Below are 26,189 nucleotides of genomic sequence, written 5' to 3' on the forward strand. Positions count from 1 at the left end.
GCTTAAAGTGTCACGCCCGGATCCTGAATCGCGATCGTGAGCACCGTCGCGCTCTTCGCAACGCCGATCTGAATCGTGTCCATGCCGGTGGCCAGGTCTGCGCGAGGGCAGATGCCGCCTGCAGTCGCCGAAAGCCAGTAGTCAGTGCCGGCCGTAAGAACGGAGCCGACGGTGACGTCGCCAGACTTCACGACCGATAGAGGCTGGTTGAGCGATGCGCCGTTCAGCGCCATGCCGTTGACGGTGCGCGTGCCAGTGCCGTTGTTATCCGACAGCATCCACTTACTGGTGGCTGCGTCGAGAAACACAATCTTGCCAGCGGTGATTGTCTCGCCGGCCGTGCCGATGTCGCGCGTTGCGTTGCTGCCCGCGATCACATTTGCCGCGGTGATGGTGATGTCTGACATGGTGGAATCCCCTGCGGCTTAAGCGCCGCGTCTGTAGTTGCAAAGAAGTGCGTCAAACGCGGTCCAATCTTCTAGTTTTGCGTTCTCGCGGTTCTCGTAGGCGTCGACGATGTTCAGAAGAATGGCGTGCTTCACCGCCGCGGGGGCCGCTGTGTAGCCGACTACTGCAGTAACAATGATGCGTGACCCGCTTCGGATGGCTGGCCACTGCTGGCCGTATTTCAAGACGATGGAGACCTCGAGATCATCGTTGCGAAGATCATAGACCGTGTCAGCGAGCGTCTGAACGGCACCCGCTGTGTCGACGTAAACAATCGACGTCACCTCGGTGACGGGCGCCTCTGTCAGCCTGGCCAGATCGCAGAAGCCGTCGCATTTCATCTCGACGGTCTGGCTGGCGAAGCGCACATTGCAATACTTTTCAGCATGATCGCGCACGGAGGCAATCATCAAGCTGATGTCGTCGTCGTCATCGTCAAAAGTGACGTGAAGACGACGCTTGGCGTCTTCTAGGCTTACCGGCTCAGTCGCCGCCGGCGTGGTCACTTTCGTTGGATACCACATTCTTGCCTCGCTTGTTGCGGCGCTCAGGAGCTATTTCTGCAACGGCGCGCTCAACATGCTGCGCTACAGCCGGCACTCCGTAGCCAGCCTCAATCAGCCGAATTGCTTCGGCGTCGCTGAAATCGTGCTCGTCGCCTGGAGCGAGCGAATATTCATTGCCGGACAGGCCGACCAACATTTTGATCTTCATGTTTGCCTCCGTAGGGAAGGAGGCGGGCCGAAGCCCGCCGTCCGACTATTAGGATGCAGCCATCACAAGGTGCTTGACCGCAGCGGTGTCGCCGAGTTCGCCATCGAAGCGGATGAGACCGGCGATGCCGAGATCCGGCCAAAAGCGCTCGCGCAGAACACCGATGACCGGCGAGCCGACCTTGCGGACAAAGTATTTCGAGAAGTCACCAAAGATGACCGGCTTTGCCGAGGCGGCGATGGCCGGGACGTCGTCATTGATCTCGTAGCGATATCCGAGGAGCGTGCCGGGTTCACCCTTCTGAATGTCACCCATCGTCCACACATACCGATTCTCGGCGTCCTTCAATTTCCGGATGGCCGCGAGTGTCAGATCGGCGAACTGCCAGCGGGTCTTCGGCGACCGTCGGTAAGCCGCGTTGACCGAGTGCTGCAGGTCGATGAGTTCGTCCGCGGTGAGCGCGGCAGCTGCAGCTGCAGTTCGACCGAGCGTCGATGCAGTGACAACGCCATTCGGGTCGCCAGTGCCGTCGCCGATCGTCAGTTCGCGGTTCGCAATGCGTCCGAGGCGTTCGCCGAGCAGGGCGCCAAGCAGGGCTTCCATGTTGAAGATGCTGTCCTGCGCCAGTTCCATCGAGAACTTCACGAACTCGGTGTCATAAACGTAGGCGTCGAGCAGTTTCTGACCGAATGTCGCATCCTTGCCGCCATCATCGGTCAGCGCAGTGCCTTCGGTGTGCTTCTCAGCCGTAACGCCAGTGTCGTCGACGGTCGGGATGGTGATGCGATTGCCGCCGGCGGTCGAAACGACAGTGGCAATGTCCTCGCTGTACATCGGGCCGAAGTCCTTCATCGACTTCACGATGAAGTCGGCCAGCTCGACCGGGACCGTGTAGCCGCCAGCAGTATTGGTGCCGGTAGTCTGCATGCGGAATTCCTTGGCCGACTGAACGCCAGCTTTCAAGACTGCACGCTCTTCGGCATCGAGTTCGCCGAGGTCGGCGCCAGAGGCAAGGAACTTGTAAAACACCGAGCGGTATTCGAGCTCGTCACCGCCGTCCTGGCCACGCGATTCGGACTGGGAACCTGCGCCGGGGCGGCGACTCTCGCGATCCTGGCGGGCGCGCTCTTCGATGCGCGCCTCAAGTGTGGCCATGCGCCCTTCGCGTTCGATGTTCTTCTCGATGCGATCAAACTCGGCCATGATGTCGTCATGGCGCTTGTCGAGCTCCGCGGCGCGGGATTCGTCGGTATTCTTGGTGATCTCGTTCAGGGCTTCGCGAGCCTGCGTCATCAGACGGCCGCGCTTCTCCTGCAGTTCCGTAAGGGACATGCTGGTCTCCAAATCTAGGATGGTGGTTGGTAAAATGGCAGGACGTTTGTCCGTGCCCTCCGGCTGAGCCGGGTGACTGCGGGTCAGTCCTGCCGGATGCCCCGAAACTTCTGTTCGCTCAATGCTCGTTTCTCTGCCACGCGCCGACGTGCTGCCGCCGCGTTGTGCGCGGCATTGCCTTCGCCCCTCGCTGCCTCGAGTGAACGAAGACCAACTGTGGTATCGGCATATGCCGGGAACGTGACGATCGATACCTCGCTGATTTCGACCTTCTCCAGCGTGCGCCTCGGTGGGTCGACCGTGTCGTCCCACGACTGCTTCATCGCGCGGAAATCGAAAGAACAACCGCTGATGTCGCCGCGGGCAACCAGAGTTCCGACGTCTTTGCCGAGTACTGTGTCAGGCAAATCGACCTCGAAACGCAAGCCGTGGCTGTCTTCCGAAAGCCTAAGCGTACCGCTCTTTGTCCGCCCCAGAACGTTGCCGCTCTGATGGTCGAACAAGCAGCGCACGTCGCCCTTGATGGTCTCGATGAATGCGCCTGGCGCAATCTGCTCGGTGAAGTACCCGCCGATATCCGTCGGCGAGTTGAAGACGGCCGCGTAGCCGGTGAGCGTCTTCGTGCCGCTCTCGTCTGCGCGCAGTTCAACCTGCTGCGCTATGCGCTTTTCGAAATCGCTCATGCGGCTTCCGCCTCATTTTCTTGATTGTCATTTGCCGGAGGAGGCGCTGCCTGTGAGACATTCTGCGAGCCAAGAGGCACTGTTGCCCCTTGGATATGCAGCTTGTCGGCCTCGCCGCCCTTGGACGGGAGGTTTTCGAGCGCTCGGATCTCGTCAGGCGTTCGAATGGCGTTCTGGATCGCGACTCCGTAGCCGTTCATCCTTGAGACGAAGTCGCCGCGCAATATTCCGTCGAGCGCATGCTCGATCCACCTGCCGTTGTTGTTGCGCCCGAAGAACTTGAGGTTCATTTCGTCTTCGAGGGCCTTGGCCCACTGGCCGATAAGGTGCTTGACGAGATGCAAATCCTGCTGCTCGGCGTTGCTGAACGTCGCGCGCGACAAGTCCTGCAAGAATACCGGCGGGAGTTGCCAGGCCCTTGCGATCTCTTCGACCTGAAAGCGTCGCGCCTCGACCATCTGCCCCTTAGCCGGGTCGATACCGACAGGCGCCAGTTTGTAGCCGGCTGGAATCGGGAAGATCGGGTCGCTGGCATTCTTGGCCGCGTCGACTGACCTTTTGATATCAGTCTGAGCGCGCTTCATAGCGTCCGCACCGGCTGGTAACGGCCCTTCCAGAGCCAACGGCGGAACGCCGCCGCCCGCGAAGAAGTTGCTGCCGTAGTCGTTCATGGCGATGGCAAGCTGAATCGCTTTGGTCGCCCTCTGAATCGGCCCATAGTGCTTTACGCCATCGGAGTGCAGCATGAACGGCACATCGATAACGTCTTCAGCGGGATAATCTCGACCCTCAAACTGATAGACGGTCCTGAGACCAATCCGCTTGACGACGGTCTTCGCAGGATCCATTGGCCAGAGCGAGTCGAGCCCCTGCGGCGTGCGCTCGATGTAAGCCAGTCCGCGGCCGCCGGTAAAGACCTGCTGCCAGAACCACTGCCAGAAGGCAAATGAGCCCATCGTTTCGTTTGGAGCGCGGTTCACAACCGTCTCCAGCTTGCCGCCCACCCGCTTCGCGCCGTCCTTGCTGTCGCGATAAGCGTGCCGCGGGAGCGCCGCCAGCGTGCGAGACATGAACGCGACCGCTGCAAGTACCGCCGGCACAGTCAGCGCCGTGTCGATCGTGACCCTTGGCATGCTGGCCTGCTGGACGCCGAAGAACGCCATGAAATTCTCGGCACTCACCGGCACAGTGGGATTTTCGATGCTTGAGCGCGTTTCTGCCGACTTTTCGCGGCTAAATGGCCATTTCATACGGCCTCCTATGCCGCTAGAGAGTACTCCGGGTCGTCCCATGGGCTGACCACAGGCTTGACTTCGACAAAGCCATCAACCGCCGCACCCACAGCCATTGCACTCGCGACTGCCGGGTCGATACGAACCGTTGATTTTTTCTTGGAGAACCACTGATTGCCCATGAGCGGGTCAGTCTCGATTGCCACGCCCATCAGCGCGCCGAGCAGAACTGGCGATCGGCGCAACCTAATGCGCTCTTCGAGGATGAGTGTTTCCAGCGCCGAAACAGAGCCGGGCATCCAGAGCCCCAAAGGAGGCTCCAACCCGGCGTCTTTCGCCGCCTGGACCTTTTCTTCGTCCGGTTTTGCTCGCTTTTTGCCGCCCTGCGGGTGCGCTACCGTCTTGATCTCGACACCGTAGTCGTCGAGCTCCTGTTCGAACTTATCAAACGCGTAACGGTCGAAAGCCAAAACGCCGATACCATGCTCGGTATTGAGGCGAGCGAATAGTGCAGCAACATGGTCGTAGCGAACCCGAGCGCCTTCAGGGGCGTGAATGTAGGGCCAGGACGTGCCGGGATAATGCGTCTCATTCCAGAGGCGATAAGGCACGTGATCCTGCTTTGACCGCTCGTCCATCGTGTCTCGAGGCGTCCACGCCTCAATCCAGAGATCGTAAGTCGGCAGGTCGACCTCAGTCCCGTCCTCGCGCGTGATGCGCTTCGATCCGGTTTCGATCGTGAATGCTGCCGCGGTCAGATCCTTCGCGCCGGACAAGTCCAGGCCAGCCGCCGTGATCTTCTTACCCTTGTGCTCTTCGTAAGGGTCGAAATCGACCATCACCTTTTCAAGGATGGGCCGCGGTATCCAAGCTGTGTCGGCTTCAGTCCAAACGCAGAAGTGCAATCGGAGAATGCCGTTCCGCTTTGACGGAATGTCCTTCGCCTGATTGACGACACCGGCAAGATAGTCGTGCTTCAGCGTGACACCAAAAAGCGGGTTTGCCTTCTGCCAGCACGTCGGATCCGTAAAGGGGTCGTCGTCCTTGTCGAGCGCACAGACATACGAAAACGTCGTGTCGTCGATGACCTCGCCGACATAGGAAAAGTCATCGTCAGGCGTCTGCGTGCCTGCTGCAACCTTGACCGCGTGCTGGTGCTCGTCCCAGCAGATGCTGTTGCGATCCGAACCGGAGTTCGTGATCATGAACAGCAGAGGCTGCCGGCGAAACTTAAAGCCGCGCTCGAGCATTTCGACGACCTTGCCATCGGGGTGCTCGTGGATTTCGTCGCAAAGCGCAATGTACGGACGCGGGCCGGAATGTGCACCTTCGCGCGAAATCGGCCTGAAGAACGACCGCCTCTTCAGATACGAAAGGTTCCACACCGGGTTGCCGCCAGACGGCGTCAGCTTCGATTTCAGCGCCGGCGATTGCTCGTACATCGCGACAGCGTCGCGGAACAGAACGAAAGCCTGATCCTTATTTGCGGCTGCAGCGTAGATTTCGGCAGCGGCCTCGCCGTCAGAGGTCAGGCAATAATGCCCGATCCCGGCCGCAAGCGGAGACTTGCCGTTGCCCTTACCTTCTTCGATGTAGGCGCGTCGAAAGCGTCGCAGAATTGCGCCGTCAGATTCGACACGCTTCCAGCCGAAGATGGAGCCAATCTTGAACTGCTGCGAAAGGTGCGGATGAAACGGCCTTCCTTCGAACTGGCCGCCGTTCAGTCTCAGAACCGCCGGGAAGAAGCGGAGCACTCGGCTTGCCGCCTCGGGATCCCAGTGGATGCCTCGCTTCGGCCCGTTCAGCCGGTCGTCTTTGTGCCTGCGGCAAGCGTTCCGCACATGCGGCCCCGCCACGATATCGCCACTGATGACTTTCTCAGCGTACTCGTCGACCGGCCCTGTCGGGTATGCCGGGTTGAAATGGGCAGGGAGATCAGGTGTCGAAGAATTCGTCGGCTGGATCTGTTTTCTCGCCATCCGGTTTTGCTCCAGCCTTGCTAGCATCAGCCGGCGTGGCGCCCATCTGGCCTAGGCATTGCCGAAGAAGGTTCATCGCCTGGACGCCGCAGTCCTGGCCGGCGATCATGCGCCCCAAAATATTGCTCGCTGTTGCCACCAGGATTCGGTGGCTGCTGTTGAGCCATGGGATATCAAGGCGCAATGTTTGCCACGCCTCCCTGGCCTTGTTCTGTTCGGTATCCTTGATCCACTCAGGCGGATCGCCGAGTTCGTCCGATACGCTAGGCTCGTTTCGAGCCTCAAATTTCTTGCGCCTTACGCTGGCCTGACCGGTAACCTCGGCCTTGGCTTTTGGCGTCCGCGGCCTTGCCATAGGAATTTAACCCCAACATCTGATTTGGAAAAATGTGCGTTGTTGGTCAGCGCCGGTTCCCGCTGCCCGGTGGCCTAGACTCTCGAGGCACCCCCTACCCCTCACAATGGCCACCCATCCGCCCCATAAACCACGACCGTCTTGCCGTGGTCCTCTAGCTGGCCTCTCGATGAGTGACATGGGCTGCATGTGCTGACGAATGGGCCACCCCAGAACAGCGCCTCATCGCCGCGATGAGGGATGGAGTGGTGGACCTCTGTCGCTTCGGTGACGTCCTCACGTTCCAAGCACCAGGCGCACAATGGATGAAGGGCAAGTTGGTACTCGCGGATACGACGCCAACGGGCTGTCTTGTAGAGACGCCTGTAGCGTGCCGCCTGTTCGGAGCGGGCATTTGAACTAGATGCCGGTTTCATTGCTGCGCATGACATCCTCGCTGATTAACGCACCACGAACGCCCGGTGCCGGGAGAAGCGCCTATAGCGCAAACTGGCGGAAGACTGAGGAATCGAACCCCTGACCTTGCGGTCCCCTCGGTTTTCAAGACCGATTGCCAACCATTTAGCGGCGCCTTCCAGATTTTGGCGGATAGTGATGGGATCGAACCATCGCAGCCTTTCGGCTGTACCGGTTAGCAACCGAGACCACGAATGGTCGGCAAGGGAACGCCGCACGCTCACTGGCGATCAACCCAGTGGCCCGGTTTACACCCGGTATCCTTGAAAACAGAAAGCGCCGAGCTCGACCCGAAGGGAGCCCGGCGCACGACCACCACGGCAGCGAGAGGAGCGCGCGCCATGGCGATGGGGGTGACACGTGCGCATCGTTGAGTGGGGCAGCGTGACTGATTGGTGTCGGGTATGGGACTCGAACCCATGATTTCCAGCTTATGAGGCTGGCGAGATGACCGCTTCTCTAACCCGCGTTATTGGTGCCTACGCCAGAACGTGTCATGTGCCACGTCTAGCGCAGGGCTTGAAGCAGGCGGTCGGCGTATAGCCAGACTTCTTTGGTTATCCGTCGTGGCATAGCCATTCACGGTCCTGCTTGACGGCTACTGGTTTACAACGCCAGCACCGCAGATAGGGTGGATCCGGCGCTAGGCCAGGTCGACAGGGTTTGGAGCAGTCCCGGCGATCGTCGCGAGTTTGAACGTCCGCGGATCTTCAGCGCTCCAAAAGGAGAAGGCCGCACACTGGCGGCCTTTGGGAAATTCACCCATTCAATTAAATACGGTGCGAGCATGCGTCCGACCGGACATCATGCTGCGATTTTTTCTTCCACTGGTACAAATTCCCCGCGCGCCGTTTCGTCCAGAACGATCAGAGCGTCTATCGCAGCATCAATGAGCGCGGTCCCGCACTTTTCAGCGTAGGTTGGCGCCTTCTTCATTGCCATGCCAATGGCCTTGGCGGTCGCATCGGTAATCGCCATGTCAAGCACGAGGGCATGCTGGCCGAGATGCCGACGGAGATGTTCGACATAAGACATTGTCTCCACCTGCCGCGCGAAATCAGGCTCCCGACCAGCGGCGGCCGAAATCTCGCCGAGTGGCTTTGGTTTTTTCACCCCGCCGACCCACTGCGGTCCCGAAACCAGCCCATCAGGGCATCGTGTTGCCGGAATTGGGAGGCGGTCGAACGGGACCGAGCCGTCCACACCAAAACTGCGCAGAAGTTGTCGCCCCTCTTCAACGCCGAAACGGCCGAGCTTATCCTTTGCGTTTGGCTCTTCCCGCGGCAGGGGCGAATAGAAATCGCCGATGGCCGCCTCGCCTGAAAGAGGCTTCGAATACGGTTTCGCCGTCAACGGTGAGGCCACAGCTCCAGGAAGCTCCAGGTAGTCCAAGATTGCAGCGTCGGACCTGGTGGGCGACGCTCCACCCTTGACGCCGCGAGGACGTTCGACGGGGCGTAGCGACCTGCCCTTTCGCGTCTTGCCCCACTCAACCAGTCTCCCGTCGCGGAAAAGGAGATCGCCGAGCTGAGTATCAGTGCCGCCGTTCTTGTTCTTGTGGTGGCTCGGTGTGGAATCTTTCGGCTCATAGACGTTGACCATTTCGGCGGTGAACTGCCAACGGTCGCGGCCAATGACCTTCCAGCCGAGGGCGCCGAGGAGCTCCGCCTCTGACGGACGGATTTCGATGGTTGTCTCCGGATTGAGATCGTTTGGTTCTGGGGGATCAATTGCAGACCCAGGAAATGCCATGTTCTTCCAGTGGCGCAGGGCGAAGAGACGCCGATAGTCGCCGCGATGGGCAAGCCGTTCAAGTGCCGGCCACGCCAGTTGCTCGCGGGCCGGTCTGTTGTCGTTGGCTGGGGTGAGCATCTTTGTCTTGGCCGGCGCTTGCTTTTTCTCGGCTGGTTGCGCTTGTGCGGCCAGGAGCGCGGACAATTGCGAAAGATCACGATGACGGGATTTCTTCATGCTTTGCTCCATTTTGGCTTCGGGTCTGGAATGTCGCGGATGTCCTCCGACGCTTGGTTCAGGATGCCGGGTGGGAATTCCATGAGCAGCGCTGCCTTTTCGCGAGCCAGGCGGAAAGCTCTCAACCTCGCCTCTTCGGCTGCTGACCGGGTGACACATAGCGACAGGTCGTATTCAGACTGCCGTTTGATACGGTCCCGCTCGCTTTCGATTTCCTTGATCCGCAATTGAAGGGTTTCGATTACCAGATGCGCAGCCGCTAGGTGCGTGCGATAGTGTTCGCCTTGACGACGTGGATCCCTGGGCGCCGTCGAGTCTGCCACTGCTGTGCGCAGCGCCTCCTTGGCCAGCGCGCTTTCGCGCCGGGCGGATTGCTCGGCAGTTTTTATGCGGCGGCTCATGTGTTTCCTCCTTTTAGAGCGTGGGAGTACCGCGGTGGCTTCCACCACCGCGAGGTGCTTCCACCTCGCAGGGGGTTATAGGGGGAGAGGTGGAACATGCGGTGGAAGGCGGTGGAAGGGTGGTGGAAGCGCGGTGGAACGTGCGGTGGAAATTTCATTCGTCGCCTTCCTTACGGCCGTAATCATCAGCGCTAACCATCAATCTCTGTCTCGGCTTAGACGGAGGTCCGTCCCAAACAAGCTTGATGGTTCCGTCCTCGAGAAGTCGCTGCATGGCGCCCTCAAGTGCCTTCTTGGAATGCCCCTCAGCGGCAGGGTGCTTTGCCATCTTGGCTGGCGCATAGTTCGTTCCCGCAGAGGCGCCCACATTCTGCCCTGTCCTTGAGAAGGTGCGGAGAAGTTCGATAAAGACCTTCTCCGCTTTGCGATTGATCAGCCCGATGGCCTGAGATGAACCTCCAGCGGGCTCTGCAACAAAACACCCGTGCTCCCAACGCAACTTCGTCTCGTTTCCGACCTTGCCGTAGTTGATCTTTTTCGTGCTCAAGAGACGAATGTCGGGGTCAGCTTCCTTGTCGCCATCTGGGCGGCTGAAATAGAGTTGTGACCGCGAGCTATTCTTCCATCCAGTACTGCCGGACGAACCTGAGCCAGATCGAATGCCCTCCTGCGACGGGTGGGCAAGCAAGATGATCGAGCAATCGAGATCGATTGCCAGCCGTCTCAACATCCCGATGAACTGCCGCGCTTGCCCACGCTTGATTTCATCGCCACCAAAAAGATCAGCAACTGTATCGAGGACGATCAAGCGCGGCCGGAATTCACGAGCCAATTCGCAGAACTGTCGCCAGACCGCCGTTGGCAGCATGACGCCAGATTTATCTGGTATCGCAAGCAAGGCATCCGCATCGGCCATCGGGATAAGCCTAAAGTCCCCAAGGTCGGACAGTTGTCGCCCATGTCCACGAACGATGTCGACGAGGCGCCGATGGAATTCCTCCCCTTCATCTTCCGCGCCCAGATACAGAACCCTTCCCTGAGTCGGACTGTATCCTGCTGTGTCGACACCAAGCGCTGACGCAGCGCCGAACTGCAAAGCAAGTAGCGATTTCCCGACGCCGCCATCGCCAGCCAAGATTGTCACCTGCCGGTGAGGAACTAGCCCCTCAATAAACCACTCACGCTCTGGAACGGGCTGCCCGTGCCAGTTGACAGGGTTGACTACAGGCAGCGACGACGGTTCATCTGCGGCGTCCGCCGTCGGCTTGGTAGGTTCATTGTCATTGGCCGCCACAGGCGTTTTCTTGGCAAGCTCCCTGGCCACGAACGCCTCGACCTTGTCCGGGTCTATCGGCTGCGTGTCGTCATGCTGACGACCGCGATGCTTCTTGCCTATGGCCGACAAGTCAGCGCCGCCGTCTCGCGCGAGAACGGTTAGGGTGCCCATACCGATTCCCGCGCCTGCTTTAAAGGTTTTCCATTTTCTTGCTACCTCGCCCCTCTTGTACTTGGATCCGGTCGCGCTCCATGAGTCGGCGACGGCAAGCCCGCTCTCGCCGAGCTCCCCATGGACGGCCATCAGGGCATTAATCCAGTCCTGGTATCCGCACTCAGGGCTGATGTAGGAAAGCAGCTCCTCGACCTCGGCTGCCGAAACGTCATCGTTGCGCGGCATGGGTATAGTTGGGCTAGAAGTCGCCCTGTACCGCGGAGTGCGGATGACATCGACTAGCCAAGCCGGGGCCTCTGCAACGCCACCGATCGCCGCAATGAGGTCCGCAGGCGTGCCGCCTAGATAATCGTACCGGCTCCCATCGGGGAACTCGCTGCCGGCGGCTATGACATATCCCCCTTGCGCGCGAATATCGATGTGTTCGGGAAGGCTGCCGGTTGATGTGGTCAGACCGTCGACGTGTCTAAAAAGGTAGTGGAATCCCCCCGTGGCTGTTTGGACGACAACGGTTCGCGGAAGCTGCGCGTGCTCGGCTTCCAGCGCGGCGAGATTGCGGTCGCCTGCCTTGCCTTCCTTGACGTCGACGTCCAGCGCGAAAAACCCTGTTTTCTCGCCCGTCGGGATGCCGACCAGAGCCTTAGGATTGCGGCGCCACCATTCACGAATGATGCGCTCATTCGTGCTCGCCCCGTATAGGCCATTTGATGTCAGCGGGCTCTTCGGGTCGTAGATCTCCCCAGTGTGTGGGTCTGTCTCTGTCCATGCCCTACAGGGAAATATGGGGATCCCCGCCGCGATGTATTCTAGCGCGACTGAAAGGTTGCCCGCGATCGTTGGAGTGTCTGATTTAGGCTGAACGGCGACTGTGGTTGTCGGCAAGCTGGCCTCCCAAAAGTGCTAATGTTGCTGCTGCTGTGATTTTTTCTGCGACTGCAGGCTTAAACGAAGCGCAGTGCTGACCGCCGACGTTGGGTGAAATCGTCCGACGAGTGCCGTCGGGAAATTCGCGAAGGAGAAGGTTGTAGAGGCGGACGTCGCCAAGCTGGACGGTGAACCGTGCGATGGTTTTCGCGCCGCCTGGTGATGACGGCGGTCTGTCGACCGCCTCAATGGTTTGGATGATTGGTGTCATCAGGCAGCCACCCACCGCTTGAAGACCACCCCCTCATTACGACGCTCTAACGTCGCGGTTCTCCCGAGCAGTTCGTCGCTGTCCTCGATTTCGGTAAGGCCGACAGCGCGCAGAAGCTGGCCAAACTCGCGCTGCGCGTCTTCCCGCAGCTCGCGGCTTGGGGCCTCGAGTGCAAAGCTGAAAGTGTCGGTTTTGCCCGAAGCAAGGAAAACGACATCAACGTGGACGAAAAGGTACAGCCGACGACGCGTGACGTTCGTGCGCGTGACCTGGAATGCGTTCGCAGCATCCAGTTCGCGCTCGATTTTTTCCTCCCGCTCGCGCTGCAATTTCTCGTTTATGGCCTCACGGACGAAGCCTGCGGTTTGCATATCTGGGCAGAATATGTCGCCAAGGGTACGGAGCGGCCGGCGCCCTTCCGAGAACCGGAAGCGGCGCCTATTCTGGTCTTTTTCGATACTGGTCGGGACAAGGACGGGAGAACCGTCGAGGAAGCCGCAGGTGTCTCCGTCGCCGCTGCGATACAAGAACAGGCCGTATCCATGAACGGGACGTTGTGGTTCAGAAATGCGCAAAAACTCCTCCTGCGCCGGCGAAGACGCCGGTCGGCTGATGGTGATGAATTGTGGAATGCGAGAATATTAACTGGCGATGGTCGCCGAGCGTAAAGGGCTAGGCAACGCTTTTTTCGACCTCGGCTAGCCACTTATTGAGTGACGAGCGACGAGCGGCAACCGTACCACCGAGCTTGAAGCACGGTATGATGCGGTCATAGGAAAGGCGATAAGCTTGCCTCGGCTTAACACCCAAGTAGGCGGCAATGGCGTTTGCCCCCATCAGCAGATCGCCCTCAGAATTATCGTTCGCTGCTTTCATTTTTTTCCTCCTCAGGGGTTGACACGATTTGTAAAACTGGTGTACTTTCGAAGGTGGATACCTGTGTCTTTCGATATCTTCCTTTCTATGTCCGTTTTACATTTTTGTCAAGGTCTACGCGCCTTGATTGTGCCCTCGCGCGTGTCGTGATATCCGTGTGCCTCCAGATCAGGAGGTCAACGTGGCGGTAATCAAGCGAAGGAAGTGGACAAACGGCAGCGGCGAGCATGTCGCCTGGCAACTCGACTTCACCGACCGTTTCGGGAAACGCCATCGAGAACAGTTCGCCTTGAAGCGCGACGCCGAGGGCCGTTTGGCGGAACTTCAGGGAACAACGCGTGCCGGCACCTACCGCCCCCTCGCCGATCGATCTGACGTGGCAGAAGGATGCAAGGTGTTCTGCCAGTACATGACCGACCGTCGTGACCGCGGGGAAAAAGTCACAGAAACGTATTTGCGGACGACACGCCAACACTGCGAAAATTATATCGATCCGAATGGTGAATACGTTGTGCGCCGACCAGGACTAAAGAAGAAAGACTCTATCGGCTTCAAGGGCGGGCTAGGCGCAATCAAGTTGGCTGACCTTACAGCGGCACGCGTCGTGAAGTTCCGCGACGACATGCGAAAACACGGCGCAGGCATCGTCACGACTAGGCGCGTCTTAGGAACCCTATCCCGCGTCCTGAAGCATGCCGTGGAAACAGATATGGCAACGATGAACGTGGCGAAGGGAGTCCGTGTAATCGGAACCCGAGACGAAGACTCTGAGCGCGTCACGCCTCCATCCAAAGCTGACCTCACGGCGCTGCTGAAGGCCGCCTCCCCTGATTACAAGATACGGGTTCAGTTTGCCGCCACTACTGGGCTGCGCGCATCGGAACAATGGGCGCTGCGGTGGAGCAACATCGACCTCGATACAGGAAAGGTAACTGTCGATTCACGCGTCGATGCATTTGGAAGCATCGACAAAACGAAATCAGCGGCCGGCAAGCGAACCATCCCTATCGGCAAGACGATGATCGAAGAGCTAAAAGCGTGGCGAGACCGCTCGAAACAAAAATCCAACGACGGCTTTGTCTTCCCTGATGGTCGCGGGAGCTTCACAAGGCACACGAATCAGACGAAGCGCTTCTGGAATCCGCTGGTCAAAGCTGCCGGAATTGAGCCCATTGGCTGGCATGCTCTCCGCCATTTTGCTGTCAGCACGTGGATCGAAGCCGGGCTGCAGCCAAAGGCGGTCCAAACACTCGCCGGTCACGCATCATTCGCGATCACAATGAACCGCTATGGCCACCTGTTCCCGTCTGACGACCATCAAGCAGCATTTGACAAGATCGCTGCAACTTTGGCATAGATGGCACATGCAAGGCACACGACAGGCTGTACAACCTGATATACAAGGCTTTACCGTGTGACTTTTAATCAGTAGGTCCAGGGTTCGAATCCCTGCGCGCTCACCACCCAAAATCAGATGTTTCCAATCGTCCCAACCAGTATCGCCCCGATCGCATCGTGGTAAGCGCATGATAAGCGGCGCTTCGAACAAACGCCCTCTGATATTGACAATCGTACCACGTCGTCAGGATCGTTTTCCGCAGGGCGCGCTGCCGGTGTGGGTACACGTGGTTATCGCGCCGGCCATTGGTAACCGGTAGCGAGCAGCCGACGCTGGGCCGAGATCTTGCCGCCCCACCTGCCGTTGCCAGCGTCTGAGCCACGGAACCGGCATCGTCTGGGTCCTCCCGGATTGCGCTCCCCTCACCTCGTGCATTAGCATCGCATTAACAACCCTTGGGTTTTGCGGCGGGGGCGGTATTGAGACGGCTAGTGGCGGCACTCCGAAGGGCGTTAGATCTCAACGTCGAGTCACATCCGGTCAAGATGGGGCTGGTGGGGGTGGCGCTTGCCGGTCTCTTCGGGTTGACGGGTACCCTCCTCAGTTTTTTCTTAAGTCAAGGGCCTCAAGGTGCGCCGATCAAGCTGTCGAGGTTCCATCTTGCGAGTACCAGTCAATGCATTCGGACAATGCGCATGCAAACTGGAGCCTTGCCCAAAGAGGATTTCATATTCATCGACCGTGAAATTGACCGCTTCACCATGGACCCCGATGCCGAGCAAGGTGGGGAAAATCTGAGTGAATGTGAAGAAAGTTTTCCGTTGATTGGAGCGAACTTGAAGGTCGACGTGGTGATCAGCAATTTTAGCGGTCGCCATATCGTGATCGATGCAGTGGATGTCATCCGACGCAGCGCCGAACCAATCTGTGGCGGCGGAGCCGGACTACCTGCCCAAAACGGCCCGATGGAGACCCGGGCAGAGGTCAAAATTTCGCTACCGTCGAGCACGGAGGCGCCGCTGGATCCGACCCTCCCCTCATGGCTGGGTGATGAATTCGCAGAAATGGCCGCCGGAGTCTGCTGGCCGTTTACGTACGTTCGAACCGTGCTCGATTCGCCATTGCAAGTCCAAAGCGACAGCGCGCTGCGATTTTCCCTGGAGGTGGCCAACGGTGGCGATCCGGAGTTTTTAGGATCCTATTTCAAAATGCGCTTCAAGTTCGGAGATGCGGAATACCTGGAGCGGGATTTCATATTTGATACTCTCCCACCCGACTATTTCGACCCCGAGCCGTCCGGATGAATCTCCGCTTCGAAACTGCCGGTTGTTGAAACCGGCTCGCGACATGCCGAAAAATTGTCGACGCTCGGCGCCTGGGGAGATCGGGCATGAGCCTCAACCACGCCCCCTACCGCGAATCATCCCTCTCGACAATTTCACGTGTTGCGTAGATGCTTGACCTTCAGGCCGCAGTTGCATCACGATGAACTCCGCGTTTGAGTATCGGGTAAAGGGGGAAGGCATGAAGAAGCTTATCATTGCGCTTGGAATGATTGGTACGCTTGCATCCTGCACGCAGACCGAGAAGGGGACGGCAATCGGCGCCGGTACCGGTGCCATCATCGGCGGCGCTGTCAGCGACAGCTGGGGCGGTGCCGCGATTGGCGCTGTGGCCGGTGGCGTCATCGGCAACCTGATCGGCCGCTCCCAGGAGCGCCAGGGCTATTGCATCTATCGCGATCGCTATGGCCGACGCTACGAGGCACGTTGCCGATAAATCCTACTCCTTCGAATCAAGCCGCGTTGGCTCGCACTCATGGGCCAACGCGCGCTCGCACCTGGCCACCAAAGCGCCGATCGGTGCACACTCAATTGAATGACGCTCTCCCGAACGCTCTGGAACGTCGCCGAACAAGCGTGTTAGACTTTCAACATGAGTGATGAAGAAGCCTACGAGTTTTCAGAGTTTTCCGGCCAGTTCAGTGACGACGGTGTGGTCGTCGAATTGCGGATCTATCGACCGGCGGGCACCAATCATGACTGGGTGCTGGAAGTGATCGACGAAGAGGGCTTTTCCACCACGTGGGAAGAGCCCTTCCCGACCGACCGCGAAGCCTTCGAAGAATTTATCGCAACCGTCCAGCGTGACGGAATTCACGCGTTTACCGACGATCCGCCAAGCACGATCCACTGACTTCTGTCGCGTGTTCGTCAGGTGCCCGACTTATCGCCCCACTCATCGCCGTGGGCACAGCAATTCACCGAGCCAGGGCCTCCCGTTGCGCCTGCCGCATCTTCAGCGGGCTTTTTCCGTACTCCCGGCCATAGGCACGCGAAAAGGCCGACAGGCTGTCGAAGCCGCAGCGAAGCGCGATTTCGCGGATAGGGCTCGGAGAATCACGCACCAGCCGGTGCGCGACCTGCAGGCGGAGGCGAAGATAATAGGCTCCGGGGCTCGTCGACAGCCCACGCGCAAACATGAGTTCCAGCTTGCGCTGCGAGATCGACAGCCGTCTCGTCAGCGCCGCGATCGTCAACGGGCGTTCCAGCGTGCGCTCCATCATCCGGATCGCCTTGGCAAGCTCGGGATCGCGCACCTCGATCCGGCCAAGCGAGACATAGGGCTGCACGTCGGCGGCATTGTGGGTCTGGTCATAGACGAAGATGCTGGCGACATCGAGCGCAAGGGCCGAGCCCAGCCGCTGCGTGATCCAGTGCAGCATCATGTCGAATGTCGGAGACGCGCCGCCCGACGTCCAGAACTTGCCATCGGTGACGAAGCGATCGCCGAGAACCGTAAGAGCCGGAAAGGCCTGGCTGAAATCCTCGAGCTCTTCCCAATGGGCCGTCGCCTTGCGACCGTTGAGGAGCCCGCTGCGGCCAAGCAGCCAGCAGCCCGATTCGATGCCGGCGACGATGTCGAAATGGCGCGAGCATTCCTGCAGCGCGCCGATGAATTTCCGGCCGGCGTGGCGATCGATGTTGAAACCGCCGATCAAAAGCAGTGCGTCGCCGGCAAGCGGCTGTCGGAACCGGCCGTCGACGGCGATCGGCACGCCACAGGTGAGCGTCACCGGCCCGCCATCTGGCGAAAGCAACCGCCAGCGAAACACCTCGCGGCCGGAAATCCGGTTGGCGGCGCGCATCGGATCCAGCACGGACGCGAGCGACATGATCGACGATTCCGGCAGAATGACCACGGAAACTTCGATCAGCGATTGTGAGGGACCATCGGCGAGCATGCGGGAAATGTCAAATTTCACGCGGGAAATGTCAATTCCAGTTCCGGCGTTCGGGCATTATCGGTCCGTATCGATCTCCCTACGCGCGGCGCTGCAGCCCCGCGCAGAGAACGTTCCCCTTTCCGCCTTTGCCGGAACGGGCCGGCTGGATTGTCTCCACCGGCCCGTTTTTTTTTGCCACGCAGCGTCTCGGCTGTATGCGCGCCTGCCACCGAAGGACTGACCATCTAGGCCTTGACCTCGTCATTGAGTTTTGCTTTGGCCGTAGATCTGTCAGAGTCCGGTCAAAGGAGCAAAAAGTGACGAAGTACCATCCCGATAGACTGAAAGTTCGAATCCAAGGACGTGGCCTGAACACATGGAACTGGCAGCTGCTGCTTGATGGCAAGAAGCTCATCAAATCCGGCACTATCTCGGGTTCACGACGCAATGCCGAAGTCGCGGCTCAGGCTGCGCTGCGTGATCTATCCACTGAGACAGATGCAGATTAGGCATCCCTGAACCGGCAGGTGCCGCATGACATCGGGGAACAGGACCTTAGGTCTGGCTCCCCCTGCGACGCGATAGGCGGCGACGCCGACCGCGGGCGCGGTACCGTCGGGCGCGGAAACGAAGAAGCTCGCCACAGCGAACCCGGCGGGCTGGTCTAACGGCCCGTCCCTTCGGCAGAAAGGATCGATTACATCGACTCGATCGCAGAGGTGGAGCGAGTGTTTGAAATGAATTCTGTAAACGGCCATGAGAAGCTGTAAACGGGGGCCAGCCACGCCCCAAACACCGTCTAAGTGCTTGAAAGGTTTGGCGACCCCTGCAGGATTCGAACCTGCGACAACCTGCTTAGAAGGCAGAAAGCGAACTTAGGGTTTTGAGGAGTCCCAGAGAAACGGTTTACAATCACCGCCCCACTTTTCGTTGAATAATCCGGGTTCGATGTAAACGGTTTTGCGCCTTCACCGTTCGAATTCACAGATCAGGATCGCGTCGTCGTCGCGCTTCTTCACACTCTCGAACACAATCCACGAATTTGACTAACTAAAAGTAGTTACCTACTAATCAGAAGTACATATCTACCAACTTTACAAATTGTGATAGAGTACGTCCTTCAAAAAAAATAGCTGAAAGGCGCGTGAGATGCCCAGGTATCTCGCAATGGCTGTTATTTGTTTTGCTTGCGGGTTATTTTCCTTAAACCCGCCCAGGCGGGAATTTTTATATGTAATGACACTGGAACAAAGCTTTACGTCGCCATCGGATTTCAAGAAAACGATGACTGGTCGTCACGCGGGTGGTTTTCGGTATCCCCCCGTGAATGCATAAATCCGGTGCACGGGGCACTACCGAACAGATACTACTATTACTACGCGGAGGGAGGCAATCTAGTTTATGGCGGCGGAGATAATTCTGGTTTCTTCTGCATACACCCCAAGGATAAGTTCTACTACTCCCAGGCGCCTGGCTGTACCGGTAAGAATTTTCGCCGAATAGACGTAGGTGAATCCGATCAATACACTTTTAGCCTTACGGAGACGTCGAAAGACCCATTGGTGGCGGCAAGAAACTGCGCAGGATACATCAATGATGGCAAAGCCGCGTTCGCTAAATGCTGGATGAAACAGGTTGCAACCGACAAGCAGAAGCATATTTTAGATTGCGTGTCCCAAACGAGTTCAGCGGCTGCGATGGCAGTTTGCGCGACCAAAGGCTCGCTGAGCAGCGACGGGAGAAGAGTGGCGGAATGCGCTCAAGAATATGCTGAGACCAAAACGCCTCGCCTCCTCGCTAGATGTTTAGCTCGCGGTCAGATTGACGAGAAAACTGAAGATCTAATTCGCTGCGCAACAAACAATTCTCTATCTTCTATCGCCATTTGTACCGCGGGCGTACAAATGACAGAAAAGCAGAGACGACTAGTAAACTGCGTCGCTGAGAACAATCAAGATTATAAGGCCGCTGCAACCTGTATTGTCGCCGATCGACTATCTCCAGAGCAGCGAACGATTGCAACTGCGTGATGAACAATCGAGGGAGTTACATTCAGATGGGCGTGTGCGCGGCCGGAAACAGCCTGACTCCCGAGCAGCAGGCCTTCCTAGAATGCGCCATCCAGACGGGAGGTCAACCTTATGCATACGCTGGCTGCGTTGGAACTCGGCTTACACTTAATGAGATTGATAAGTGTTTTTCGCAAGGAATTGGTGGCGATGGCTGCTTCGGCGACAACAACACAATAGTTAATTTTCACAAAAATGCATGGAAGGACGTAACTGAAGGCCCGGGACCAAGCAACGACTTGGTCGGCGAGGATGGCGCTCTTGTTAGAACCATGCGAAACGCATGGTCAGACATAACTGAGGGACCGGGCCCAAATAACGAGATCTGCAAGCTAGGTCTCTGTTTTTAGCCGAAGGCCGCATGAACTAAAGTCCATAGCTGTTCATGATCGACGCGCCGCGGCATCGGATCGGCCGGCGGCACGAACGGCGGTGTCTTCTTCGCTGTTTTAGCCATTCCGCATTAACGCAAGGAACCGCGAGATTGTCGCAAGCGTGTTAGCGAAAGCTTGAGGATTAGTTAGTAGGCTCTACGCTCGGAAGGGGGAGACGGCTATGGCGAAACAACCCACTTTTCTGAGGCCAAAGCGGGCGGGCGCTTGTCCCGACCGGGATCTCGACTGCCAGATGGCGCTTGAGGATGTCTTTCGGACTGTAACCGACTACGCCGAGGCTTTCGGCTGGGCTGAGCGCGAGGTGGCTGCTGCCCTGATCGAGCTGGCGCATAATCACTGGGCCGCCTTGGACGCCAAGGACCGAATGTTCGATGACGCCGCCGGTGTTGCAGTTCGCAAAGCGAAACCGTCCCCAGTTCATTGAACGCCTCCCAAAATCTGGGCGTTGACTCTCTGCACCCATGAGAACATTATAAGAACATCTTAGGGCGATGCGGCCGCCAACCTGACAAACTGACGAATGAAAACCTCCGGGAACGACACCGGAGAAGGATAAGCCATGCCCGCCCCCCAAGTTCAAATCCAGATCGACGACGACGGCCAGCCCATTGACGAGGCCGCAGTTGCCGTTGCTTGGCACGCGGGTGACAAGGATGCCACGATCCGCACTCTGCTGGACGACTGCCGGCATCTTCGCCAGCAATTGACGCGGGCCGAAGGCTCGATGAGCGTCGGCTTTGCTCGCGGCTGGCGGCCGAACCTTGAGCGACCGGTGGACGAAACATGAGCGACGATCCGGCCGCGCCAAGAAGACGAGCGACGGCCCTTGGGTGCACCTATGCGAGCACCCGAGCTGCAAGAAGTGGGGAGGCTTCGGCTTTGCCATCGGCAGAGGGCCGTCGAAGTGGTTTAGCTTGAGCACCGGCCGGAGACCTCGCCGCCGATAAAACAAACCTGATCACGTGGCGCCGGGGGCGCGCCTTTCACCAACAGTGCGGCACAACACCAGCCGGCAGGTAGCCTGCCAGGGAGAAAACCTGTGCCCGATCACGATAAACTTGGTCACTCCATCTATACCCGCCTCACCACAGCGGGCGAGCCTTCGAAACGCGCCCTCGCCGGCACGGGGCAATCACGACGACGCGAAAGGCAAAGCGCTCACTCGATCGCGACTTCGGTCGTCAATGGGATCCTCATCAACCACTGCATCGAACGACACGGGGAGACCGTGCCCAAAGCCGAAGTCATCGATCTGTTGGCAGAAGCGCTATGGAACGTGCCAGAGACGATCGCGAAGGAATTGGTAGGCGTCGACGCCAACAAGCGGGACGCTGCCAAACGATCGATCACCGACGTGCTGTTGGCTGCCCTCACCTCCAAATACCGTTGCACGCACTTCGTGCCGAAATATCGCGGGATGGGGCCGTCGTCGACCTATGGTGCCCGTGAGTAAAGTGGATGCCAGAGCAGAATGGACTAACGCGCCAGCAGCGCATGCACACCCTTTCCAAGGCTGAGGAAACGGGACAGGTCGTCAAGATCGACTGCACGCTTTGTCGGATTGTGCACCGATATCGATGCCGAGACCTGTTGGAGCTCTGCGGCGACGTGTCGATTGATGAAATCGCGGCGAACTTCCGTTGCGAGAAATGCGGACACAAAGACTACCTCCGAGCAATTTTCGAGTTGCCCGAGGTCCCGACCTTGGGAAGCTGCGCCTGCGAAAACTGGTCAGGGTGAAGTTGGTTCGGAAGCCAGTTTGGAAAGACGACGTTTTCTGAGGGAGATGAGTGTGTGCAACCTCTATAATGTGACGACAAGCCAGCAGGCGATCCGGGACTTCGTCTCCATCACGAACGACTTGGTCGGCAACCTTCAACCGTCGATCGACGTCTATCCCGACCAGTTCGCACCCATCGTCCGCAACAACGAGGGCCGCCGCGAGTTGGCCTCGGTGCGTTGGGGATGCCGTCATCGAGCCAGGCCCTGTTCGAAGCTGTGAAGAAGCGCTCCGACAAGCTCCGCGCCAAGGGCAAGGAAGTCGACTTCGACCAACTCCTGAAGATGGAGCCGGACGGCGGCACGACTAACGTTCGCAATACCTCGAGCAAACACTGGAAGCGCTGGCTCGGCGTCGAGAACCGCTGCGTCGTTCCCCTCACGCGGTTCGCTGAACCGGACCCGGCAAGTAAGGTTGAGGGCGGACGCACACCGAACGCCTGGTTCGCAAGGTCGCCGGATGAACCGTTGATGTTCTTCGCCGGCATCAGGGCCAAGGACTGGACGAGCGTTCGCAAGGTCAAAGACGGCTTGGTAACGATCGACCTGTTTGCCTTCCTCACGACGGAGCCAAACACCATCGTGAAGCCCATCCACCCGAAGGCAATGCCTGTGCTCCTGACGTCCAAGGACGAGGTGGAAGCCTGGCTGACAGCACCGTGGGAGGAGGCGCGCGCGCTGCAGCGGCCCCTACCCGACAACCTCCTTCAGCTCATCCAGGTCGCAGCACCCCCGCCGACGATAGGATCTCAGGAGGCCCTGCTGCTGTGAAAACGTGGATTGCTGGTCTTGCCGCCGCGCTCATCGCACTGAATGTTGCCGCTGCCCATGGACCGCTCATCGGGCGTCCCTCGGTGATCGACGGCGACACGATCGAGACCACCTGTCAGCGCGTCCGCATTCACGGCGTCGACGCACCGGAAAGCAGCCAGCGCTGCACGGATGGTAGGGGCGCCGCCTACAGGTGCGGGCGGGAAGCCGCGCGTGCGCTCGATCGCTTCCTTGCTGCCTCGCGGCCCACGCGTTGCGAGCCCGTCGATATCGATCGTTACGGGCGCATCGTCGGCGCCTGCTTCCGGGCCGACGGTGCCAGCGTCAACCACTGGCTTGTCGCCAACGGCTATACGCTCGATTGGGCCAAGTATAGCCGCGGTGCATATGCCTCTGATCAGGACGGCGCGAGAGCTAAAGCCTTGGGAATTTGGCAGGGTAGATTCCAGCTTCCGTGTGAGGCCCGCGCCGAACGTTCGAGGCAAAAATCCAGCTGTTGACCTTTTCCCGACACTGGGAACATTTCATGACGCGGCGAGTTTTATAAATGATCCCCGATGCCCCTTGGGATCACATCCAGGCTTCACCAATGTCCCCTGGTGCAGCTGAAGTACTTCAGGCCTCGTCGCCACCCGACGAGGCCTTCATTTTGGGACCGCCCCGCGGCATCTCGTTGAAGACGACTTGCTTTTCAACTACTTTTTTAGCGCGAGGGGGCGGTCAAATTGATGCAATTCAAAACAATCGAGAAGCTTGTCTTGGTGGTAGCGCCCTTGGCGCTCAGCCTGATGATTACCGGGTTCCTCATACGTCAGACGGTTCAATCGAATAACCTAAAATCTGAGCTCGCGGCGGCCCGCCAAAAAATTGAGCAGCAGAAATCGGTAGAACGGCTAATGGCAAGATTAACGTACGCTACGCATGGCCTCACATCGTCGGTGTCGTTAGTTGCAGCTTCTGACAATCGGCTTCTTTTGTCGGTACCCCTTGACGCTGTTGCACAACTTTCTCGTTTGCCACCGCTACCAGAAACCGCAAATGAGTTGAGCCTGGCGTACCTCCAAATGAAGACTTTAGGAGCGATTATCCAGACGCTTCCCGATGGCCGAGTAACCTTAAATGCGCCAAAGCGAATGACGCTCGGCGAAATGCGAGAGGTCAGTGCACTCGTTGGCGTTGGAGTACCAAGGGAGAAGCTTGAGGCAGTCTTTCGCGAAGGTGATCAGCACTTCGCAGGCGCCGCGAAAATCAGCCACAAGATGAGAGCGCGACTAACTGGAGTGAATTTCAAGGTCGAAGGCGTGACAACTGAGGAGCAGGTAGTTGCTCTAGGCGTACCTAGTTTATGGAAATGGAAGGTCAACGCTTCAACCGAAGGCACACAAACACTAACGGCGATTATCTATGCGGTCGTCCAAAGTGCTGATGAAGAGGTTGAGATCATGATCGATTCCTACGAACAGGACATAGTGGTTGAAACGAAGCCGATGACAGCTCGCGATGTTTGGGAGGGGATCAAAACCGCTGTCAGCGAAGCAACAACTATGTGGGTGGCCGTTGGAGGATTTCTCGTCGCGGCATTTGCGTACACGCGCAAGCGATATGGAAAATTTTTGCGATGGGCTCGATCGAAATCGAGCGTAGGCGACTCAGAGAACCTTCACTAGTCGACTGAAGCTACAAGCCGTAGAATTCATCCCTTACCGGCGATCTCCGTGATGTCGGCGACGATCGTAGCGGTTAAGGCGCCGAGGTGACCAACGCGCCCGACCAACTCGTCCATCCGGCGATGGACAGCGGCGCGGCTTTCGGTGGCTTTGTCTTCCGCACGAGGGAACAACCCTTATTGGTCGTGGTTGATGCACCGGGTGCGGTTGCCGTTCCGGCGCCGGACCCATGATGACACCGGAAACTTGGCCCCGTCAGTCAGCCTTTCGGGGCCATTTTTTTCCCGCGTCGCCGGGGAACTAATCCTCGCGTCCGACATTCATTGGTGTCTATTGGAGGGATACCCGAATGAGCAAAGACAAAAAGGGCCCAGCAAGCTGTTGAGGAAACCGGCAAGAAGCCAACGGGCGGCGAACATCTACCGGCCCCCGGGCCTCATGCTAGGGACCACCTCACCGACAAGAGCAAGACGCCAGGCGCTGGCCTGCTGCCCGACAAGGATGATGACGCCGTTGTTCCGGGCAGTGGTTGAGCCAAACCCTTCAGTCGATATTTTTGCAATCGCGGAACCCACACTCGATATCGGCGTTTCGAGGTCCATGAGAACCTGATTCCCCCCATCAAGGTACTCATCTTCACAATCCCTCCGGAAGTGAAAGCTTTCATTGGTCCATATGGCCTCGTCATCCCCGGACGGGGCCATTTCTTTTCGGTGGACACTTTTGTCCCTTTCGACCGCCGTGGGTCTCGTCTTAGCCTTCCATCCAATCTCAACGGACGACCTGACATGGACAATAGACCGGACGTCGCCAAAATGACCAATGAGGAACTGCGGGCGCCGGCGCCGCGGTCGATGAAGCCCAGATAGTCGGCCTCCTGGCGGGGGAACTCTGGACGCTGCCGGGGTCCACGGTGAATGACCTTTGTCGGCATCGATGCCAATAAAAGAGACGACGCCAAGAGATCGATTGCGGAAACGCTGCTGGCAGCCCTCACGAGCAGATACGAAGCACGTACTTCCAGCCGGTGTACCGCGGGATGGGGCCGTCAACCCATTCCAGCCAAACGACCGCTACCCAGAAATCTTAAATAGCGACATCGCCAGCGATGAACGACTCTCCAAAAGTGCCGGATAGTCGTTGATAGCTGCGGCCTGCCACATAAACTCCGTACATAGCGTTGCTTATCGATGCCCCTTCTAGTAATCCTCCGGGAATCTTTTCAACATCAATCTTCGACAGATCGAAAGCCCTAGTGGTGGCCCCTACTGCAATAGCCGCCTCCACGTGGCTAAAAAAGCATTCCTTGTAGGAGATCGCTTGGGACAGGTTCCCGACCAAAAGATCGTCGCCACTACCGTAAACAAACGCATCTTGTTTGGTGTGCCGGATATGCCTGATGTTGATTGATTGCTCTGTCAGCTGAAATAGCAGGACGTCCCTGCCATCCACGTCCTTAAACGAAATCTGTTGGCCTCTAACGTGAAGTCGCCAATCGCATCAGCTCGCGCGGCGATCCCGTTGTTCACGATGCGGCAGACTACCGCGCCCGACGGACTGCGAAATACTCCATTCAAAACGACTGGTTCCAGATCGTTTTCGGTCAGAGTGAAATCGAGGATTGGCTCATCATCGACAAGAATTGCGTTCTTGGTCGCGAGAATCCTGGTCCCACACCAGTCGACGAAAAAGTCGTTAGCCGTGACCGGGATCTTGAATCTAGTTTCGGATCTAGTCGCGGTCCTCTTCTTCAACGCCCCCTCGATCGCATGAGTTGAAAGCAAACCGGTAGTCTTCAATTTATGGCAACGATCACACAGCAGGATTATATCCTCTGGATCGTGTTCCACGGCTTCCGCCCAAGGTATGCGGAAGTGGTCATATTCATAGGGAACCGGCAAGGATCATATCT

At 58.2% G+C, this 26,189-nt stretch carries 30 protein-coding genes, 3 tRNA genes and 1 pseudogene; 12 read left to right on the top strand and 22 right to left on the bottom strand.

Going from position 1 to position 26,189, the window contains the following annotated elements; genetic code table 11:
* Positions 1–2 precede the first annotated feature (2 nt).
* From VGO12_RS03350 to VGO12_RS03430, 17 genes are all read right to left on the bottom strand, one after another.
* On the bottom strand, positions 3–407 hold the full coding sequence (locus VGO12_RS03350) for a hypothetical protein (protein ID WP_327511315.1): 405 nt from the start codon (positions 405–407) through the stop codon (positions 3–5).
* Between the two features lie 18 nt (positions 408–425).
* Complete coding sequence (locus VGO12_RS03355) at positions 426–971, bottom strand: head-tail connector protein (protein ID WP_327511316.1); 546 nt, start codon at positions 969–971, stop codon at positions 426–428.
* Positions 931–1,161 carry a hypothetical protein gene (locus VGO12_RS03360; RefSeq protein ID WP_327511317.1) on the bottom strand — a complete coding sequence of 77 codons (231 nt, stop codon included), beginning with the start codon at positions 1,159–1,161 and terminating at the stop codon, positions 931–933. Before VGO12_RS03360 ends, VGO12_RS03355 begins: the two co-directional genes overlap by 41 nt.
* A gap of 48 nt (positions 1,162–1,209) precedes the next feature.
* Positions 1,210–2,493 (bottom strand): phage major capsid protein, encoded by a 1,284-nt coding sequence (locus VGO12_RS03365; RefSeq protein WP_327511318.1) that lies wholly within the window; start codon positions 2,491–2,493, stop codon positions 1,210–1,212.
* A gap of 83 nt (positions 2,494–2,576) precedes the next feature.
* Positions 2,577–3,176: an HK97 family phage prohead protease gene (locus VGO12_RS03370; protein WP_327511319.1), complete on the bottom strand. Its 600-nt coding sequence runs from the start codon at positions 3,174–3,176 to the stop codon at positions 2,577–2,579.
* Positions 3,173–4,426 (bottom strand): phage portal protein, encoded by a 1,254-nt coding sequence (locus tag VGO12_RS03375; protein WP_327511320.1) that lies wholly within the window; start codon positions 4,424–4,426, stop codon positions 3,173–3,175. Before VGO12_RS03375 ends, VGO12_RS03370 begins: the two co-directional genes overlap by 4 nt.
* Positions 4,427–4,434: 8 nt before the next feature.
* Positions 4,435–6,387, bottom strand: coding sequence for a terminase large subunit (locus tag VGO12_RS03380; RefSeq protein WP_327511321.1), 1,953 nt, complete (start codon positions 6,385–6,387; stop codon positions 4,435–4,437).
* On the bottom strand, positions 6,344–6,742 hold the full coding sequence (locus tag VGO12_RS03385) for a hypothetical protein (RefSeq protein ID WP_327511322.1): 399 nt from the start codon (positions 6,740–6,742) through the stop codon (positions 6,344–6,346). Before VGO12_RS03385 ends, VGO12_RS03380 begins: the two co-directional genes overlap by 44 nt.
* Before the next feature lie 490 nt (positions 6,743–7,232).
* Positions 7,233–7,318: transfer RNA gene (locus VGO12_RS03390), tRNA-OTHER, on the bottom strand.
* 6 nt (positions 7,319–7,324) lie between these two features.
* Positions 7,325–7,443 (bottom strand) — tRNA-Ser (locus tag VGO12_RS03395).
* A gap of 148 nt (positions 7,444–7,591) precedes the next feature.
* A tRNA-Met gene (locus VGO12_RS03400) sits at positions 7,592–7,666 on the bottom strand.
* A 336-nt stretch (positions 7,667–8,002) separates the two neighbouring features.
* Complete coding sequence (locus VGO12_RS03405) at positions 8,003–9,169, bottom strand: hypothetical protein (RefSeq protein ID WP_327511323.1); 1,167 nt, start codon at positions 9,167–9,169, stop codon at positions 8,003–8,005.
* Complete coding sequence (locus VGO12_RS03410; RefSeq protein WP_327511324.1) at positions 9,166–9,570, bottom strand: hypothetical protein; 405 nt, start codon at positions 9,568–9,570, stop codon at positions 9,166–9,168. The genes VGO12_RS03405 and VGO12_RS03410 overlap by 4 nt, the downstream gene beginning before the upstream one ends.
* Before the next feature lie 154 nt (positions 9,571–9,724).
* Complete coding sequence (locus tag VGO12_RS03415; protein WP_327511325.1) at positions 9,725–11,902, bottom strand: bifunctional DNA primase/polymerase; 2,178 nt, start codon at positions 11,900–11,902, stop codon at positions 9,725–9,727.
* Complete coding sequence (locus VGO12_RS03420) at positions 11,871–12,155, bottom strand: hypothetical protein (RefSeq protein ID WP_327511326.1); 285 nt, start codon at positions 12,153–12,155, stop codon at positions 11,871–11,873. Before VGO12_RS03420 ends, VGO12_RS03415 begins: the two co-directional genes overlap by 32 nt.
* The gene (locus tag VGO12_RS03425) at positions 12,155–12,730 is read right to left on the bottom strand and encodes a hypothetical protein (protein ID WP_327511327.1); all 576 of its coding nucleotides are present in this window, start codon (positions 12,728–12,730) and stop codon (positions 12,155–12,157) included. Before VGO12_RS03425 ends, VGO12_RS03420 begins: the two co-directional genes overlap by 1 nt.
* Before the next feature lie 97 nt (positions 12,731–12,827).
* Positions 12,828–13,031 carry a helix-turn-helix domain-containing protein gene (locus VGO12_RS03430; RefSeq protein WP_327511328.1) on the bottom strand — a complete coding sequence of 68 codons (204 nt, stop codon included), beginning with the start codon at positions 13,029–13,031 and terminating at the stop codon, positions 12,828–12,830.
* A 181-nt stretch (positions 13,032–13,212) separates the two neighbouring features.
* Here VGO12_RS03430 and VGO12_RS03435 point away from each other — a divergent pair, with 181 nt between their 5' ends.
* The 4 genes from VGO12_RS03435 (at position 13,213) to VGO12_RS03450 (ending at position 16,566) form a co-directional block, all read left to right on the top strand.
* Positions 13,213–14,388, top strand: a complete 1,176-nt coding sequence (locus tag VGO12_RS03435; protein WP_327511329.1) for a site-specific integrase — start codon at positions 13,213–13,215, stop codon at positions 14,386–14,388.
* A gap of 473 nt (positions 14,389–14,861) precedes the next feature.
* The gene (locus VGO12_RS03440; protein ID WP_327511330.1) at positions 14,862–15,674 is read left to right on the top strand and encodes a hypothetical protein; all 813 of its coding nucleotides are present in this window, start codon (positions 14,862–14,864) and stop codon (positions 15,672–15,674) included.
* A gap of 220 nt (positions 15,675–15,894) precedes the next feature.
* Complete coding sequence (locus VGO12_RS03445) at positions 15,895–16,149, top strand: YMGG-like glycine zipper-containing protein (RefSeq protein ID WP_327511331.1); 255 nt, start codon at positions 15,895–15,897, stop codon at positions 16,147–16,149.
* A 156-nt stretch (positions 16,150–16,305) separates the two neighbouring features.
* Positions 16,306–16,566 (top strand): hypothetical protein, encoded by a 261-nt coding sequence (locus VGO12_RS03450; protein ID WP_327511332.1) that lies wholly within the window; start codon positions 16,306–16,308, stop codon positions 16,564–16,566.
* Between the two features lie 64 nt (positions 16,567–16,630).
* Here VGO12_RS03450 and VGO12_RS03455 read toward each other — a convergent pair whose 3' ends face one another.
* Positions 16,631–17,614, bottom strand: a complete 984-nt coding sequence (locus VGO12_RS03455; RefSeq protein WP_327511365.1) for a GlxA family transcriptional regulator — start codon at positions 17,612–17,614, stop codon at positions 16,631–16,633.
* A 299-nt stretch (positions 17,615–17,913) separates the two neighbouring features.
* On the opposite strand from VGO12_RS03455, the gene VGO12_RS03460 reads away from it, so the two are divergent.
* From VGO12_RS03460 to VGO12_RS03475, 5 genes are all read left to right on the top strand, one after another.
* Complete coding sequence (locus VGO12_RS03460; RefSeq protein WP_327511333.1) at positions 17,914–18,105, top strand: hypothetical protein; 192 nt, start codon at positions 17,914–17,916, stop codon at positions 18,103–18,105.
* Positions 18,106–18,783: 678 nt separating this feature from the next.
* Complete coding sequence (locus VGO12_RS32200; RefSeq protein WP_414650665.1) at positions 18,784–19,626, top strand: DUF1036 domain-containing protein; 843 nt, start codon at positions 18,784–18,786, stop codon at positions 19,624–19,626.
* Positions 19,627–20,220: 594 nt separating this feature from the next.
* Entirely contained in the window at positions 20,221–20,484 is a 264-nt protein-coding gene (locus VGO12_RS03465) for a hypothetical protein (RefSeq protein ID WP_327511334.1), read from the top strand.
* 135 nt (positions 20,485–20,619) lie between these two features.
* Positions 20,620–20,847, top strand: coding sequence for a hypothetical protein (locus VGO12_RS03470; RefSeq protein ID WP_327511335.1), 228 nt, complete (start codon positions 20,620–20,622; stop codon positions 20,845–20,847).
* A gap of 252 nt (positions 20,848–21,099) precedes the next feature.
* Positions 21,100–21,513: a hypothetical protein gene (locus VGO12_RS03475; RefSeq protein ID WP_327511336.1), complete on the top strand. Its 414-nt coding sequence runs from the start codon at positions 21,100–21,102 to the stop codon at positions 21,511–21,513.
* A 23-nt stretch (positions 21,514–21,536) separates the two neighbouring features.
* On the opposite strand, the gene VGO12_RS03480 is transcribed toward VGO12_RS03475, so the two are convergent.
* Positions 21,537–21,719 (bottom strand): hypothetical protein, encoded by a 183-nt coding sequence (locus VGO12_RS03480; protein ID WP_327511338.1) that lies wholly within the window; start codon positions 21,717–21,719, stop codon positions 21,537–21,539.
* A 133-nt stretch (positions 21,720–21,852) separates the two neighbouring features.
* Here VGO12_RS03480 and VGO12_RS03485 point away from each other — a divergent pair.
* From VGO12_RS03485 to VGO12_RS03495, 3 genes and pseudogenes are all read left to right on the top strand, one after another.
* Positions 21,853–22,610, top strand: a pseudogene (locus VGO12_RS03485) (SOS response-associated peptidase).
* The gene (locus VGO12_RS03490) at positions 22,607–23,110 is read left to right on the top strand and encodes a thermonuclease family protein (protein ID WP_327511339.1); all 504 of its coding nucleotides are present in this window, start codon (positions 22,607–22,609) and stop codon (positions 23,108–23,110) included. The pseudogene VGO12_RS03485 and the gene VGO12_RS03490 overlap by 4 nt, the downstream one beginning before the upstream one ends.
* Positions 23,111–23,338: 228 nt before the next feature.
* On the top strand, positions 23,339–24,277 hold the full coding sequence (locus tag VGO12_RS03495; RefSeq protein ID WP_327511340.1) for a hypothetical protein: 939 nt from the start codon (positions 23,339–23,341) through the stop codon (positions 24,275–24,277).
* 26 nt (positions 24,278–24,303) lie between these two features.
* Here the strand turns inward: VGO12_RS03495 and VGO12_RS32205 are convergent, their stop codons facing one another.
* The 3 genes from VGO12_RS32205 to VGO12_RS32210 form a co-directional block, all read right to left on the bottom strand.
* The gene (locus VGO12_RS32205; RefSeq protein ID WP_414650666.1) at positions 24,304–24,450 is read right to left on the bottom strand and encodes a DUF1515 family protein; all 147 of its coding nucleotides are present in this window, start codon (positions 24,448–24,450) and stop codon (positions 24,304–24,306) included.
* A 913-nt stretch (positions 24,451–25,363) separates the two neighbouring features.
* On the bottom strand, positions 25,364–25,729 hold the full coding sequence (locus VGO12_RS03500; protein WP_327511341.1) for a hypothetical protein: 366 nt from the start codon (positions 25,727–25,729) through the stop codon (positions 25,364–25,366).
* Positions 25,696–26,178, bottom strand: coding sequence for an HNH endonuclease (locus tag VGO12_RS32210; protein ID WP_414650667.1), 483 nt, complete (start codon positions 26,176–26,178; stop codon positions 25,696–25,698). Before VGO12_RS32210 ends, VGO12_RS03500 begins: the two co-directional genes overlap by 34 nt.
* Positions 26,179–26,189 lie beyond the last annotated feature (11 nt).

The sequence above is a fragment of the Ensifer sp. genome, from assembly GCF_035999135.1.
Classification (GTDB): domain Bacteria; phylum Pseudomonadota; class Alphaproteobacteria; order Rhizobiales; family Rhizobiaceae; genus Ensifer.